We start from the raw sequence: 14763 nt of genomic DNA on the forward strand, positions 1-14763 counted from the left end.
GAACTGTGATGTCGTGGGGTGCAACGTGTGCGTCGCCGGTCGTATTCCAGACCAGTGCACCGATTTGTGTCCGCACGATCAGGTAATAATTGACGATTAGCGACTAGTTCAGCGCTGCGCCAGCCCAATCGGCGCCCAGCCGAAAGTGCCTTATGTCTGACGCCCTGCCTCTCTGCCCGAACTGCTCAAGCGACCTTGCCTACGAAATGGGCTCGCTGCTGGTGTGCCCGATGTGCGCGCACGAGTGGTCGCCAAGCGAGGCGGATGCCGCTGCCGAAGCAGAACAGAATGCCGCAGTGATCAAGGATGCGTTCGGCACGCCGCTCGCCGATGGCGACACGGTGAGCATCGTCAAGGACCTCAAGGTCAAGGGCAGCCCCGCGTCGATCAAGGTCGGTACGAAGGTGCGCAACATCCGCCTCGTTGACGGCGTTGGTGACCACGACATCGACTGCAAGGTCGACGGTTTCGGCCAGATGCAACTCAAGTCGAGCGTCGTCAAGAAGGTTTAACGGCAGCACCAAGGAGACCCCATGACTCGCGTCGCCGCCTTCTATTCTTATGGACCACTCTCTATTTTTATAGACGGTCGTCTATTATTGTGTAAGAGCTGCTGCTTTTAGCCCGAGCCGAGGGAGGCGATATGCGTCTGCAGAACCCATTCTCAGCAATCAGCACAACAGGGATCGACTCCCAGGTGCTCACCGTGCTCGTGCGTAGCGAGCAGTACCTCACTGTTCGCGAGATTCATCAGCTATTGCCGGAGCAAGGGTCTCACCAAGGGGTTCGACTCTCTGCGGGCAGGCTCGTTGAGCAAGGCATGCTGCTGCAAAGACTCACCGGCAGAGGCTATGCCTTTTCGTTTAACGGAGATCATTTACTGGCCGCCGCAGTTCGACAGATCGCTCATGCGAAGAGCGAGCTGATCGCTCGGATGGCTCATGCCATTTCCGAGTGGCAGATTCAGCCAACTGTTGCGACCCTATTCGGATCCGCAGCGCGAAATGAGATGAGTACCGATAGCGATATTGATGTGTTGATAGTTGTCCCTGACGGTACGACGGATGACGTTGTGGATGAACTCGTCAGCGACTTTGCCGCTCACGTTACTTTGTGGACTGGCAATGATCTGCGCCCCTTGATCTATAAAGATTCCGAAGTGCAGCCCGCGTCAATTTTCGACTCCATCGTCGCTGATGGCATCGCGATAGCTGGGGACCATTCGTGGCTGCGGAAACGACTTCGCAAAGGTTAGGTAACGCACATGAATCCGAAGGCTGACAAGGTCAAAACTGTCCCAGCTGATAAAGCTGTCGAACAGGGGCGACGGGCAAAAGCCGCGCAGTTCTTGCGCGTCGCAGACGATATCCGTGAGCTTTCGGACGAAGACGACGTACGAGACGCGGTGGTCACGCTTTACGTTCACGCAGGAATCGCCGCAGCAGACGCGATCTGTTCCGCTGCGCTCGCAAAGCACGCACAAGGTCACAGTCACAATGACGCAGTCGTATTGCTCGCATCCGTCGACAAGCAAGCGTCTAAATCGCTCTTCACGTTGCTCGGGATGAAAACTCGAGCAGGCTACGGCCACGACCCGATCAGCAAGTCACAGCTCGCACGGGCGGAGAAGGCTGCGCGCACGCTGGTCGATAAAGCGTCGCTGTGATTGTCGCGTAGCCTCGAAGCTGCCGTTCACGCTCAGGAGACCCCATGACTCGCGTCGCCGCCATCGATTGCGGAACCAACTCGATCCGCCTGCTCATCGCCGACCTCGACGGGCACGGCGGCCTCACCGACGTGGTGCGCACCCTCGAAGTGGTGCGACTGGGGGAGGGCGTCGACCGCACCGGCCAGTTCAGTCAGGGCGCCCTCGATCGCACCCTCGCGGCAGTGCGCCGCTACGCCGATCTGTGCCGTGAGCACGGTGCCGAGCGTATCCGTTTCGTCGCTACGTCGGCGACTCGGGATGCCGCCAACCGTGCCGAGTTCACCGACGCTGTCGTCGCAATTCTTGGGGTGCCGGTCGAAGTGATTCCCGGAACCGAAGAAGCCGCGCTGTCGTTCCGCGGAGCGCTCACGGCGTTGCCAGCAGCCGAGCCCAACGACGCCGTCAACACCGCGCCAGCGCCGCAACACCTCGTCGTTGACCTCGGCGGCGGCTCCACTGAGCTCGTGATCGGCGGCAACATCCCCGATGCGGCATATTCGATGGATGTTGGCTGCGTGCGGCTGGCGGAGCGCAACATCACGAGCGACCCGCCCTCCGAATCTGAGCTCGCCGCCATCCGCAGCGACGTCAGCGCAGCCCTCGATATTGCTACGGCGACGGTCGATCTCTCGCAGGCCACCGAAGTCATCGGTGTTGCCGGGACTGTCACCACGATCACCGCGCATGCCCTCGGCCTCACCAGCTACGACCCGGTCGCGATCAGCGGCAGTCGGCTGCCGCTCGTCGACGTGCTCCGTTCCTGCGAAGCGCTCACCCTGATGCCGCGCGCCGAACGCGAAGCACTGCCCTATATGCACCCCGGCCGCGTCGACGTGATCGCCTCGGGCGCCATCATCTGGGCCACCGTGCTGCGTCGAGTGGCGGATGCCGCGGCTGCAGCCGGTCATCCGCTCGAGTGGGTCACGACGAGCGAGCACGACATCCTCGACGGTGTCGCCCTTTCGCTCGGGAATAGCGCGGACGGGTCACCGGTTTCGCCAGTATGACAAAACTTGGGTTTCTCTCCTTCGGACACTGGCAAGACGTCGAAGGCTCGCGCACTCGCACCGGGGCTGACGTGTTGCTCCAAGCAGTGGAACTTGCGGTAGCGGCTGAAGAAGTTGGCGTCGATGGTGCTTTCTTTCGCGTGCACCATTTCGCGCGCCAGCATGCATCGCCCTGGCCGTTGCTCTCCGCCGCTGCTGCCCGCACCAGCACCATCGAGCTCGGTACTGGTGTCATCGATATGCGGTACGAGAACCCCCTCGCGATGGCAGAACTCGCAGCGCAAACGGATCTTATTTCCGCGGGGCGTTTGCAGTTGGGCATCAGCCGAGGCTCACCCGAAACAGTGATTGACGGATGGCGCGCGTTCGGTCATGAGCCGACAGCGGGCGAGAGCGATGCCGACATGGCGCGCGCCCACACCGACAAGTTTCGCCGTGCGATCGCGGGCGAGGGATTCGCTCCCGGCAACCCGCAGATGATTGGCACGGGCGCTCTGCAGTCGGTTCAGCCGCAAGCGCCCGGGCTCAGCGAACGTATCTGGTGGGGCGCCGGCACTCGTGCCACGGCCATCTGGACTGCTGAGCAGGGGATGAACCTGATGAGCTCAACGCTTCTCACCGAAGACACCGGAGTGCCCTTCGATGAGCTGCAGGCCGAACAGATTGCGATGTTCCGCGAGGCGTGGGCGAGTGCCGGTCACGACCATTCGCCACGGGTATCCGTGAGCCGCAGCATCCTGCCCATCATTGATGACGAGACCGAGTATTACTTTGGAATCCAAGGGCAAGTGGAGCAGCGCGACCAGGTCGGCATGCTCGACGGTTCGCGCTCCCGTTTCGGTCGCTCCTACATCGGAGCTCCCGACGTTATCGCCGCCGAGCTCGCGCGCGATGCGGCGGTTCAGGCCGCTGACACTCTGTTGGTAACCGTGCCCAACCAGCTCGGGGTCGAGTTCAATGCTCGTATTCTCGAGGCGCTCGTGAAGCACGTGATGCCCGTAGTCGACGCCGAGGTTGCACCCTCGATCGCCTAAGTGCTCGATCTGCTCGACGGTGCGGCCCGATGAGCCGCGACAGCGCCTAAAATAAGGTTAGATGCACTAAACTTATTTTATCGCCGCATTCGCGAACCTTAGGTGGCCACTATGTACTACGTCGATTTGCTGTGGAATCCACAAGATGGCGCTGGGTTGAGCCGCAAAGACCGCGCAGCCGGCACTTTCCGTGCGTTCGTTCCCGACGAGCTCGATTTAGCGCTCCCACGAATTTCCGATGAAGCAAGCCAGGCGGCAACGGATGCCCTCGCCGTTCTCGCGCGGGCAGACGAGCGCATCGGCACGAAAAGTGGATACCTCAACCATCTCCTGATCCGGTCCGAAAGCATTTCGTCGTCGTGGATTGAAGGTAACCGGGTCACTCCCAAAAAACTTGCGATCGCCGAAGTGTTGCATCAGGGCAAGAGCGTTGCTCTCGACGTGATTGCAAACGTGAGAGCAACGGAAGAGTCGATCGATGTGCTGGCTGACCGAACGAGGCCGGTCAGGGTCTCCGACATCGAACATCTGCAACACGTTATCGAGCCGTTCCTCCCGCCCGGGATTCGTCGCGAGCAAAACTGGGTCGGTGGAAATGGCTGGTCGCCGCTGAGGGCAGAGTTCGTGCCGCCTCCCGAAACTGAGGTGCGCCGATTGCTCGATAACCTTGCCCAGTTTGTCACCGCCACTGAAGGCAACCCTGTCGTTCGGGCGGCGCTCGCCCACGCTCAGTTCGAAACCATTCACCCTTTTATCGATGGCAACGGTCGCACGGGCCGAGCTCTCATCCACACGGTGCTGAAGCGGTCGGATGCCCTGCGCAACATTCTCGTGCCGATCTCCACCGTTTTCGCCGGCAACAAAGACTCCTACATCGACGGCCTCACCGATTTCCGGGCAGATCGTGTCGATGATTGGATTGTCGGATTCGCCCGCGCGGCCGAGCAGGCTGCGTCTAACGCTGTCGAACTCGCTCAAGACATCACGCAGCTCGACGGCGTACTGCTCGACCAACTCCTCGCCTATCGAACCGAGAGCGGGCTGTCGCCAGCGCAACCACGGCGGGGAGCCGTCATCGCGAATGTGCTCAAGAATCTCGCATCTGAACCTGTTCTGACAGCAGAGCGGGTCGCAGCAACCTATGGAGTCTCGACGGTCGCGGCACAAGGCGGGCTCAACCAACTCGGTGAGGCGGGCATCCTTTCTCGCACCAAGGATCACAAAGGGCGACTGGTGTGCTGGACCTCGGACCGACACCTCGGACTCGTTGCGCTCACCGAACGCAGCAATCGAATCGGGGGCGGGGACACCTCCGACGGTAAGCCCCGCCATGCGCCGGCCGCCCCCGACGTCGATGCAGTGGGTCAGCTGCGCAACTGAGGCTGCGACTCACCGTCGAGGTCAACCCCCGCCGTCTCCGGCCCCAGAAACGCCCCCACCGCAATCAGCACCCCGCCGAGCGCGAGCAACGCAGCCACCGCGCCCTGCTGTCCGAGCACGCCTTGCAGCGCCGGCAGATAGTACGGGTAGAGCGCCGGAATCACGATCGACAGGCTGTATCCGACCCCGTAGCCGCTCGCACGCACGGAGGTCGGGAAACGTTCAACCAAGTACGCTCCGACGGGTCCGTAGGCCGAGACCGTCACGACTTGCAGCACGACCACGGTAAGTACAAGCTGTCCGAGGTTGGGCGCTGTGAACACCGCGAGAAAGGCGAGTGGCCCGGCAGCCGCCGTCAGCACGCCGAATCCCATAAAGAAGCGCCGCCGTCCGGTGAAGGTCGAGAAGTGACCGCACGCTGCCATGGTGAGAGCGGATGCCGCGGTGCCGATCATCATCACGAATGACAGGGTTCGACCATCCAAAGTTCCTGTCGCACCCATCGCCCCTGCGCCGGAACCCAGCTGCCCGGCCAGCACCGGAATCGCCATGTTGGTCAGCAGCCAGAGCCCACTCATCATGATGAATACTTGCCAGAGGGCGCGGCGGTGGCGGCCGACGAGAATCTCTCTCAGCGGGTTCGTGCGCTGCCCCGGCCGTTGCCACTGCGGCGATTCTTCGACGCGCGCACGGTAGTAGAACAGCATTGTGAACGCGAGCAACGAGCCCAGAACGAAGAGAGTTCGCCACCCCCACTGGTTATAGGCGGCGGCATCGAGCACGCTCTGCAGCACGAACACCATGCCCGCGATCGAAGCGTTGGCCCAGGGCGACATCCACATGATGAGACCGCTGACGAGGCCGCGCCGTTCGGGCCGCGACCATTCCATCGCGAGCGGGATAGCAGAGGTGTATTCGCCGCCCAGAAAGATGCCGCCGACAAACCGCAGCAGCAGAATTGCGGCCAGAGTTCCACCGCCCAGCACTGTGTGATCGGGAACGAGCGCGATCAGCAGCGTCGTGAGGGCAACGCCCAGCAGCGCAACTTTCGTGGTGGCGGTTCGCCCAATGCGATCAGAGATCGATCCGAAAATCGCAGCCCCGATCGGGCGCCCCAGCAGTGTGGCTACGAAGATCAGCCCGGCGTTGCCGACGAGATTATCCGAGCCAAAAAGCTGAGCGGATGCCGGAGCCAGAGCAATGACCGGCAAAAAGATGTCGAACTGGTCAACATAGTTGCCGAAGATGCCGCCGCGTACAGCGCGTCGTGTGCCGAGTGGTGGCCTGGATTCGGCGGCGGAGTTCGACGCAGCGGTGAGGGAGCGAGATCGAGACATAGGCCGTTCTTCCTTCGCCGGCATTACCCGGTAGGTTCAACGGTCGAAGCGGCGTCAGCTTCCTCTCAGCCCGTGCTTTCGGGCTCCCGTGGGGACGAGCAACAACTTAGCACCCGAGTCGTGTAGCTGCCCCTCTTGGGCGTTGTCAGTGAGCTTACTGAGAAAAACTTGGGAGCACGGCAATTGCGTTGACCGCGCTCGAACCGGTTGGCAACATAAGTTCACTAACGAAGCTGGCGGGGCAATTCGGGTGCCCTGTCTGAGGTCTTCGTCACGATCGGAGAGGTCATAATGAACCCCACGGAGAACTCTCCCGCCCTCGAAACGACGCCCCACAACGGCTCAATTGCCGAGGCAAGCACCACCACGGTTACCGCGAAGTCCGGTGACGGCTCACGACTGTGCGACAACTGGCACGACGAAGAGATCGAACCTCGCGGTCCCATCAGCGAACTCCTGCTCGCTTCCTTCGCGAATCAAGCCGCGCCGCCCACGATTGACGGCCTCGCTGATGAGGTGGCCAGCGCTATTGCGAGCGGGCGCGACCTAGTCCGTGATGACGATGTACAACTCGCGCTCTATCTCCTCTACGGTCTCTCCTATGGTCGCGTCGTCGACAACGGCGACCAGTGGGAGTGGCACCCTGACACCGTTGCCGCTCGACTCGATCTCGAGCGCGCTTTCGAGGCTCAGCTGCGCGAGTTGGTTCCGACCACTGAGCTTCCCAACGCAGCGGCAGAAGATGTCGCGCAAGCGCTCTTCGCTCTTACTGCTCCTGATCCGGATGCGGGGCCAAGCCTCTCGCGCCACGTCGCAAAGAGTCTCACTCACGAGCAAGCGATTGAGTTCATGGTGCAGCGTTCCATCTACACCCTGAAAGAAGCAGACCCACACTCGTGGGCGATCCCGCGGCTGACGGGACGCGCTAAAGCGGCGCTCGTCGAGATCCAAGCGGACGAGTACGGCAATGGTCGCCGGGAGCGGATGCACTCCGAACTGTTTGCGCGCTCGATGCGCGGCATCGGGCTGGACTCTCGATACGGCACCTACGTCAACTTTGCGCCGGCCATCACACTTGCCTCGTTCAACATGATTTCGCTCTTCGGAATGAACCGTCGACTGCGCGGTGCGATCGCGGGGCACCTAGCTGCGTTTGAGATGACGTCATCGATCCCTAACGGCCTCTACGCGCGCGGTTTCCGCCGCCTCGGTTTCGACGAGAGCGTCACTGAATACTTTGACGAGCATGTTGAAGCGGATGCCGTGCACGAACAAATCGCCGCCCGTGACCTCGCCGGTGGGCTTGCCGAAAGCGAGCCCGCCCTGCTCAGCGAGATCTTCTTTGGAGCACGTGCCTGCCTGCTGATCGACGAATGGGTGGGCGACCACATCCTCGAATCGTGGGTGGCCGAGAAGTCATCCCTGCGTAAGCCGTTTCCCTTCGAGGCGGTGCTGGCCGACGGCGACGGGGGCACGGCGAGCCCGGCTGATGCTGAGGTGGGGGCAGGCCGATGACAAGTTCAGAGAACCAGGATGACGTCGAGGTGATGGCGTGCACCAACGGACCTCTTCTCGTGCGGGGGCAGATCGACCTGCGCTCCGCTGATGGCGAACCGATCGAGCAGTCTCGAAAAACAGTGGCTCTCTGTCGGTGCGGAGTATCGGCGATCAAACCGTTCTGCGATGGCACCCACAAGCTCATCAACTTCAAGGCCTAGCGCCACGGGATAATGGGCTCATGACCACCGCCGACTTTTCCACGCTCGCTACTGAGACTTATGTCTCAGTCACTACCTTCCGCAAGTCAGGGGAGCCGGTGTCGACTCCGGTGTGGGTGGTGGCCGAGGGTGATCGTTTGCTCGTCACCACTGCGCCCTCGTCGGGCAAGGTGAAGCGCGTGCGTCACACCCCGCGCGTGGAGGTAACGCCGTGCGACATGCGCGGCAATATTTCCGACGGCGCCGTTGCGGTGCCCGCGACTGCGGCCATCCGCGACGACGAAGCGACGCTGGATGCCATGGATGCCGCTCTGAAGAAAAAGTACGGCGCCAAATACACGGCCATTCGGCTCGCGCAAAAGGTTCGTGGCACTGCGGGGCAATCCGTGGCGCTCGAGATCCGACTCTAACGACGGAAGCGACGCACGCTCTGCCGGCGGCATCCGCAAACACACCATGAGCCTCGCAAAGCGACGGAAGATTATTGCGCACGCGGTGGATTGCGAGCGCGATTTTGGTGACATCGGCAAGTTTCGATCGCAAAAGTGAGAAATACCTGTGCACAACCGTTTCGTTGATGCGAAATTGTGTCACTATTGTGTATGCCCCCGAAAGGGGGTCAACTCTTAGTTCCCCCGAAACTGAGAGCACCCGTGATCGATGGAGTCCCCGTGTCCCGACCTCGCCACCGTTCCAGAACGCTTAAATCCTGGCTCATCCGCGCAAGTACCCCCGTCCTAGCAACCCTGTTAACGCTGTCCCTTGCGGGCGGTGGAGCGCTCGTGGCGCTCGCTGCTCAAAATAAACTCGACGACTTTGTCGCGCAAACTTTCGGTTGTCCCAACTCAACGGAGCTCACCGTTGTTACCGACCCGACCATCGCGTCAACCGTCCAAACTGTCGCCAATGCTTTCAACGCTGAGCACGTCGGCCAGTGCCTCTCGGCCAAGATTGTTACCCAGCGCTCTGCCGATACCGCGGCTTTGCTGGCCTCCGGCACATCGACCGGTGCAGATGCGTGGATTCCTGATTCGCCCGTCTGGCTCAACCGCGTAGAAAGTACGGCAACCGCGTTGGGCCGAGAAGTTCCGGCAACGCAAGAGTGGGATTCAATCGCGTCCAGCCCTCTCGTGCTCGCAACACCCGCGGTCAAGGTCGCTGAGTTCGAAGCGGCCGAAGTCGGTTGGGGTGCGATCCTTGCTGGTCGCTACCGCACTCTGCTTCCCGACCCTGAGTCGTCTGCGTCGAGCATGATCGCGCTAGCGACCCTCAACGATCTCTCTGCAGAGGGAGACCCGTCAGATTTCGACCAGGTGCTCACGAACCTTGGCCGTTCCATTCCTGACTCGACTAAAGCGGCGTTCACCGAGCTTCAGATTTCGGATTCCCGCATGGTCGCCTTGGCCACGGAACGCGAAATTGTTGAACACAACGCGTCGAACCCCGATGAGCCGCTCGTTGCGCTCTACCCCGCCGAGGGAACGGTCGCGCTCACGTACCCGTTTGTGGTCGTCGACAACTCCACAGTCTCCGAGCTCGAAGCCTCGCGAATGACGGAAGAAGAGCGCACCGAACTGGCGGATGCCGAAACCGCACGCCTGTCGCTGCTCGAAGAGTTTGCAGACCTCATTCGTGGCTCTTCGCAGGTGCTTAACGCCGAGGGCTTCCGTGACAATGCGGGCGGGGGAGAGATCCTTGCTTCCGGTGTTATCGCGGCTCCGGTCGAGACTCAGAGTGTCGGAGACACCGACGAACTCGTGGGCATTCTGCGCAACTGGAACGCTCTCAACCTGCGTTCGCGCATCCTCACCGTCGTTGATGTTTCTGGCTCGATGCTTGAGCGAGCCTGGGATGGTCAGCGTCGTATCGAGATGTTCCAGAACTCGGCTGAAGACGCGTTCAGCACTCTCTCTGAGGATGACGAACTCGGCATGTGGCTGTTCTCTAAGGAGCGCGTTGGCGCCGAGGACTGGGAAGACGTCGCGGGCATCCGTTCAATGAATGACCCCGAGCATGTCAAGAACCTGCAGGCGATCATCGACTCGCTCCCTTCGCGCATCAACGGCTACACGGGTCTCAACGACTCGGTGCTCGCCGCGGTGACTCACGTTCGCGAGGACTACAACCCCGACAAGGTCAACTCAGTGATGCTCATCACTGATGGTCGTAACGAAGACGACAACGGTATCTCTCTTGAGAAGCTGCTTGACGAGCTCACGGCCATGGTCGAGGCCAACCGTGACGAGCCCGTGCCCGTGGTGCTCGTCGGAATCGGCCCCGACACCGACGTGGAAGCGATGCGCAAGATCGCCCAAGCGACCGGTGGAACGGCCTACCAAGCAAACAACCCCACCGAGCTCAGCAATGTGATGCTCGAGGCGTTGTCCCAGCGCGACTGCCGCCCGAACTGCAGTTAGCGAAACGCCCAGCACCTGAGTCGTCACCGGTGGCGACTCAGGGCGCTGCGGTCTGCTCTCATGGCGGCGGGACCCGCCTGTAGAGCAGACCGGTCAGGCGCCTGCTGTCGGAGCTGTTTCGGCAGAATCGGCAGCAGGAACGCCTGCGGCAACATCCGCCGCCATGCGTGAGCGACGATCCAAGTGGATGCCCGCCACCATGCACCGAACAGAGCCACCAGCCAACTCGATCGTGGGAATGTCGAGCGGCACAATCTCGCAGCTCGCCTCGATGACCGAGCGCTGGGCGAGCGTCAGGCTCTTCAGCGCACGGCTCGACAGAGCGAGAATGCGACCGTTAGCGCCCTTGAGCTCGAGCGCGTTGCCGGCGAAGTTCGCAATCTGATTCGCCGTGAGATCGATGAGAGTGCGTCCCGGGGCCGTAAGTCGTTCAGCCATCTCCATGCGGCGGTCGCCCGACGCGATGAGGTCGAGCCCGATCATGGCGAAATCCGTGGCGATGCACATCATGACGTTGGTGTGATAAATCGGCACCCCGTGGCTATCGCGCGCTTCGAACATCATCGGCTCGTAGCCGAACGATGCACAGAATCGCTCAAGCGCGAGCGGGTTCGCGCGGTGTGACTCAGCCGCATAGGCAACGCGGTTGGTGTGGTCAATGACCATCGCCCCCGTGCCCTCGAGGTAGATGCCGTCGTGCTCCAGTCCGGAGTAGTCGACGACATCCTGCACTCGAAAGTCATGCTTCAGCATCTCGATCACGTCGGGGCGACGCTCCGTGCGACGGTTCGGCGCATACATCGGGTACACCGCTACGCGGCCGCCACTGTGAGTCGAAAACCAGTTATTCGGGAACACGCTGTCGGGGCGTGAGCTCTCCGTGTCCTCAAAGACGTGGATGTTCACGCCCGCGTTGCGCAGAGTCTCGGCCACCTGGGTGGACTCGTCGTACGCAGCGCGAGCAATCTCATCCGGTGTTCGCGTGGGGTCGGTGGACTGAAATGCGTTGTCTCCCGCGGTCTGGCTGTTCGGGGTGAACAGGTGCGGGCGAATCAGTACTGCGGCCGAAGGCGCCTGAACGCTCATTGACGGTTACGCGGTGAGCGCGGGAGCGCGCGAGACGAGCGAGAACAGGTCCTTGGGGTCAGCCGGGTCTGCGATTAGATCGAGGTCCGTTGCGTATTCGGTGCCGCGGACAGCGTCGAAAACGTAGCGCAGGGCGGAGAAGTCTTCGATCGCGAAACCGACCGAGTCGAAGAGCGTGACCTCGTCATTCACGGTGCGGCCTGCCGCCGTGCCCGCGAGAACTTCCCACAGTTCGGTGATGGGGGAGTCGGCTTCGAGCTGCTGGATTTCGCCTTCGATGCGAGTCTGTTCGGGGAACTCCACGAACACCGTCGCGTTGCGCACGATTGCCGCTTCGAGTTCGGTCTTGCCGGGGCAGTCGCCGCCGATGGCGTTGAGGTGCATGCCGGGTTCGATCATGTCGGCGGTGAGGATCGTCGCGTTCTTCTTGTCTGCGGTGCAGGTGGTGACGATGTCAGCGCCGGCCGCAGCATCCGCCGCAGACGTCGCGCGCACGATGTCAAAGCCGAGCGGCTCAACGTTGCGAATGAACTTGTCGAGGGCGGCGGGGTCGGTGTCCCACACGCGCAGGCTCGTAATGCCGAGCCCGGCACGGAAGCCGAGCGCCTGGAACTCAGACTGTGTACCCGTGCCGATGAGGGCGAGAACGTTGGAGTCGGGGCGGGCGAGGGCGCGGGCGGCCAAGACGGAGGTGGCCGAGGTGCGCAGCGCCGTGAGCAGTGTCATCTCAGAGAGGAAGGTGGGGTAGCCGTTGTCGACGCGGGCAAGCATGCCGAGCGCGGTAACGGTCTGGAAGCCGAGCGCGGGGTTCGACGGGTGGCCATTCACGTATTTGAAGGCGTACGTTTCGCCGTCGCTCGTGGGCATGAGCTCGATAACACCCTCGGTGGAGTGGGCGGCAACGCGCGGACTCTTGTCGAACTGCGGCCACTTGGCGTAATCCTGCTCGAGATAGCTGACGATGCCCATAATGATCGGCTCGATGCCGGTATCGGCGATCCAGCGGCGCATGTTCGGGACGTCTACGTAGTGAACCATGTCCACTCCTTTCGTTGCAGTATTGCTAGTCCCCACGTTACGAATGCCCACTATGTAGCTACAACTCGCAGTCAACGCTATTTTCGGCTAATAAATGCGCACAATGCTCTGCGAAAATATACACTTTGCATATGTCTGATCTCGATGACCTCGATCGCCGCCTCCTTGCCGCCCTTCGTGCCGATGCGCGCGAGTCCGTAGCGAGTCTGTCGCGTCGCCTCAACGTCACGCGCGCGACCGTCACGAGCCGTATCGATCGCCTTGTGAGCAATGGCACTGTGCTCGGGTTTTCCGTACGAATTCGGGAAGATCGCGACCCCTCCTTCATCCGTGCAATCGCATTTGTCGAGGTGGAAGGGCGATCCACGGATGCCGTCATCAGCCAGTTGCGTGGCCTTCCTGAGATCCACGAGCTTCACACCACCAACGGCGCCTGGGACCTGGTGGCAGACATCCGTACCGACAGCCTCAGCAACTTCGACCGCGTGCTCGCCCGCATGCGCAATGTCGAAGGCGTGGTGAACAGCGAGACGAGTTTGCTGCTGAGCTCGGCGCTCTTGTAGCGCGCGCATCCGCCCCGCATTGCTATGCTGAGCTAACAACTGAACATCGGGCCGCAACACGATGCGGGAGAGCCGGGCACCCCGCGTTCGTCAACAGAAGTTGGCAGGCGCGAGACCGGCACCGAAGGAGCAAGCCTCCCCGCCAATCTCTCAGGTTCACGTACCGCACCGCACTGGCCACTCTGGAAAGAGAACCTCGCATCACCCTGAGGTTCCGCCGACGGTGAAAGCTCACTAGATTCTTTAGTGTGTGAAGCTCTCAGGCTCATCACAGAGGGGGAGTTCTATTCACTAGCCCACGCGCCAGGAGAACTCCGTGTCCGATGAATCACCCTCGTCAGCGTCACCCGCTGACTCTTCGCCTGCCTCGGTGAAGTATTCGCCGCTGCACAGCATCCACGAACAACTGGGTGCCGCTTTCACCGACTTTGCCGGTTGGATGATGCCGGTACGGTACAGCTCCGACCTCGCCGAGCACCATGCCGTGCGCACCGCTGCGGGAATCTTCGACATATCGCACATGGCCGAGATTCACGTTCGCGGCGCTGACGCCGGCGCGTACCTCGACTTCGCTCTGGCAGGAAAGCTCTCGGGCATCGCCCTCGCGCAGGCCAAGTACAGCCTGCTGCTCAATGAGGCCGGCGGCATCATCGATGACCTCGTCACCTACCGCCTCACCGACGATCACTTCTTGGTCGTGGCTAATGCCGGTAACCGTTTTGCCGCAGCGACGGCGCTCGCCGAACGCGCCGAAGGCTTCGACGTTGCCGTTACCGACGAGAGCGACGACTACGCGCTCATCGCCGTTCAGGGCCCCGTTTCCCGCGCCATCCTCGAAGCGACTGCCGGGCTCAGCGACTTCGCAACGCCGCTCGACGAACTCAAGTACTACCGCGAAACCGCGGCAACCTTCAACGGCACCGACCTCATCATCGGTCGCACCGGCTACACGGGCGAAGACGGTTTCGAACTGTACATTCACGTGGATGCCGCCGCCGCCCTCTGGGCAGCGCTCACGGTTGCCGGCGAACCGCTCGGTCTCGTACCCGCGGGTCTCGCGTGCCGCGACACTCTTCGCCTTGAGGCGGGCATGCCGCTCTACGGTCACGAGCTCGGCCTCACGACCTTCCCGGTGCAGGCCGGTCTTGGCCGCGTCGTCGCGCTCAGCAAGGAGGGCGACTTTGTGGGCCGCACTGCAATCGAAGCGGGCCCGGATGCCGGTGCCCGCGTGCTCGTCGGCCTTGCGGCTGAAGGTCGTCGCGCCGGTCGCGCTGACTACCTGCTCTTCCACGGTGACAAAGAAGTCGGAGTCATCACCTCGGGCGCGCTTTCGCCGACCCTGGGCCACCCGATCGCTATGGCTTACGTCGACCCCGACGTGAGTGAGGTCGGCACCGAGCTTCACATTGATGTGCGGGGCAGTCGCATTGCTGCATCCGTTGTTTCCCTACCCTTTTACAAGAGAGAGGCCTGAT

Annotated in this window: 15 protein-coding genes and 2 riboswitches; of the genes, 12 read left to right on the forward strand and 3 right to left on the reverse strand. The window is 61.9% G+C overall.

Translation table 11 applies throughout. The annotated features are described in order from the left end of the window. Positions 1 to 152 precede the first annotated feature (152 nt). The 6 genes from ACWTV1_RS09940 (at position 153) to ACWTV1_RS09965 (ending at position 5129) form a co-directional block, all read left to right on the forward strand. Positions 153 to 512 (forward strand): zinc ribbon domain-containing protein YjdM, encoded by a 360-nt coding sequence (locus tag ACWTV1_RS09940; protein ID WP_498505189.1) that lies wholly within the window; start codon positions 153 to 155, stop codon positions 510 to 512. A 131-nt stretch (positions 513 to 643) separates the two neighbouring features. Then, complete coding sequence (locus ACWTV1_RS09945; RefSeq protein ID WP_498505190.1) at positions 644 to 1255, forward strand: nucleotidyltransferase domain-containing protein; 612 nt, start codon at positions 644 to 646, stop codon at positions 1253 to 1255. A gap of 9 nt (positions 1256 to 1264) precedes the next feature. Then, positions 1265 to 1666 carry a hypothetical protein gene (locus ACWTV1_RS09950; protein ID WP_498505191.1) on the forward strand — a complete coding sequence of 134 codons (402 nt, stop codon included), beginning with the start codon at positions 1265 to 1267 and terminating at the stop codon, positions 1664 to 1666. Between the two features lie 44 nt (positions 1667 to 1710). Next, positions 1711 to 2715, forward strand: a complete 1005-nt coding sequence (locus ACWTV1_RS09955) for a Ppx/GppA phosphatase family protein (RefSeq protein ID WP_498505192.1) — start codon at positions 1711 to 1713, stop codon at positions 2713 to 2715. Then, the gene (locus tag ACWTV1_RS09960; protein WP_498505193.1) at positions 2712 to 3749 is read left to right on the forward strand and encodes an LLM class flavin-dependent oxidoreductase; all 1038 of its coding nucleotides are present in this window, start codon (positions 2712 to 2714) and stop codon (positions 3747 to 3749) included. Before ACWTV1_RS09955 ends, ACWTV1_RS09960 begins: the two co-directional genes overlap by 4 nt. A gap of 111 nt (positions 3750 to 3860) precedes the next feature. Further along, a complete protein-coding gene (locus ACWTV1_RS09965) occupies positions 3861 to 5129 on the forward strand; it encodes a Fic family protein (protein ID WP_498505194.1) in 1269 nt (422 codons plus the stop codon). Here the strand turns inward: ACWTV1_RS09965 and ACWTV1_RS09970 are convergent. Then, on the reverse strand, positions 5114 to 6466 hold the full coding sequence (locus ACWTV1_RS09970; RefSeq protein WP_498505195.1) for an MFS transporter: 1353 nt from the start codon (positions 6464 to 6466) through the stop codon (positions 5114 to 5116). The genes ACWTV1_RS09965 and ACWTV1_RS09970 overlap by 16 nt on opposite strands. 291 nt (positions 6467 to 6757) lie before the next feature. Between ACWTV1_RS09970 and ACWTV1_RS09975 the strand changes: the two genes are divergently transcribed. From ACWTV1_RS09975 to ACWTV1_RS09990, 4 genes are all read left to right on the forward strand, one after another. Next, positions 6758 to 7981: an iron-containing redox enzyme family protein gene (locus ACWTV1_RS09975; protein ID WP_498505196.1), complete on the forward strand. Its 1224-nt coding sequence runs from the start codon at positions 6758 to 6760 to the stop codon at positions 7979 to 7981. Then, the gene (locus ACWTV1_RS09980; RefSeq protein WP_341620337.1) at positions 7978 to 8184 is read left to right on the forward strand and encodes a CDGSH iron-sulfur domain-containing protein; all 207 of its coding nucleotides are present in this window, start codon (positions 7978 to 7980) and stop codon (positions 8182 to 8184) included. The genes ACWTV1_RS09975 and ACWTV1_RS09980 overlap by 4 nt, the downstream gene beginning before the upstream one ends. Positions 8185 to 8204: 20 nt before the next feature. Next, positions 8205 to 8594, forward strand: coding sequence for a PPOX class F420-dependent oxidoreductase (locus ACWTV1_RS09985; protein WP_498505197.1), 390 nt, complete (start codon positions 8205 to 8207; stop codon positions 8592 to 8594). Between the two features lie 372 nt (positions 8595 to 8966). Beyond that, on the forward strand, positions 8967 to 10601 hold the full coding sequence (locus ACWTV1_RS09990; protein WP_498505198.1) for a VWA domain-containing protein: 1635 nt from the start codon (positions 8967 to 8969) through the stop codon (positions 10599 to 10601). Positions 10602 to 10694: 93 nt separating this feature from the next. Here ACWTV1_RS09990 and ctlX read toward each other — a convergent pair whose 3' ends face one another. Further along, complete coding sequence (ctlX, locus tag ACWTV1_RS09995) at positions 10695 to 11687, reverse strand: citrulline utilization hydrolase CtlX (protein ID WP_498505199.1); 993 nt, start codon at positions 11685 to 11687, stop codon at positions 10695 to 10697. Positions 11688 to 11693: 6 nt separating this feature from the next. Continuing rightward, positions 11694 to 12725: an ornithine cyclodeaminase gene (gene ocd / locus ACWTV1_RS10000; protein ID WP_498505200.1), complete on the reverse strand. Its 1032-nt coding sequence runs from the start codon at positions 12723 to 12725 to the stop codon at positions 11694 to 11696. Between the two features lie 131 nt (positions 12726 to 12856). Between ocd and ACWTV1_RS10005 the strand changes: the two genes are divergently transcribed. Further along, positions 12857 to 13288 carry an Lrp/AsnC family transcriptional regulator gene (locus ACWTV1_RS10005; protein WP_100389725.1) on the forward strand — a complete coding sequence of 144 codons (432 nt, stop codon included), beginning with the start codon at positions 12857 to 12859 and terminating at the stop codon, positions 13286 to 13288. Between the two features lie 54 nt (positions 13289 to 13342). After that, positions 13343 to 13464: riboswitch (glycine riboswitch) on the forward strand. A 1-nt stretch (position 13465) separates the two neighbouring features. Next, positions 13466 to 13569: riboswitch (glycine riboswitch) on the forward strand. A 35-nt stretch (positions 13570 to 13604) separates the two neighbouring features. Then, complete coding sequence (gcvT, locus tag ACWTV1_RS10010) at positions 13605 to 14762, forward strand: glycine cleavage system aminomethyltransferase GcvT (protein ID WP_498505201.1); 1158 nt, start codon at positions 13605 to 13607, stop codon at positions 14760 to 14762. The last annotated feature ends 1 nt before the right edge of the window (position 14763 follow it).

Source organism: Salinibacterium sp. VpJ6, assembly GCF_059767345.1.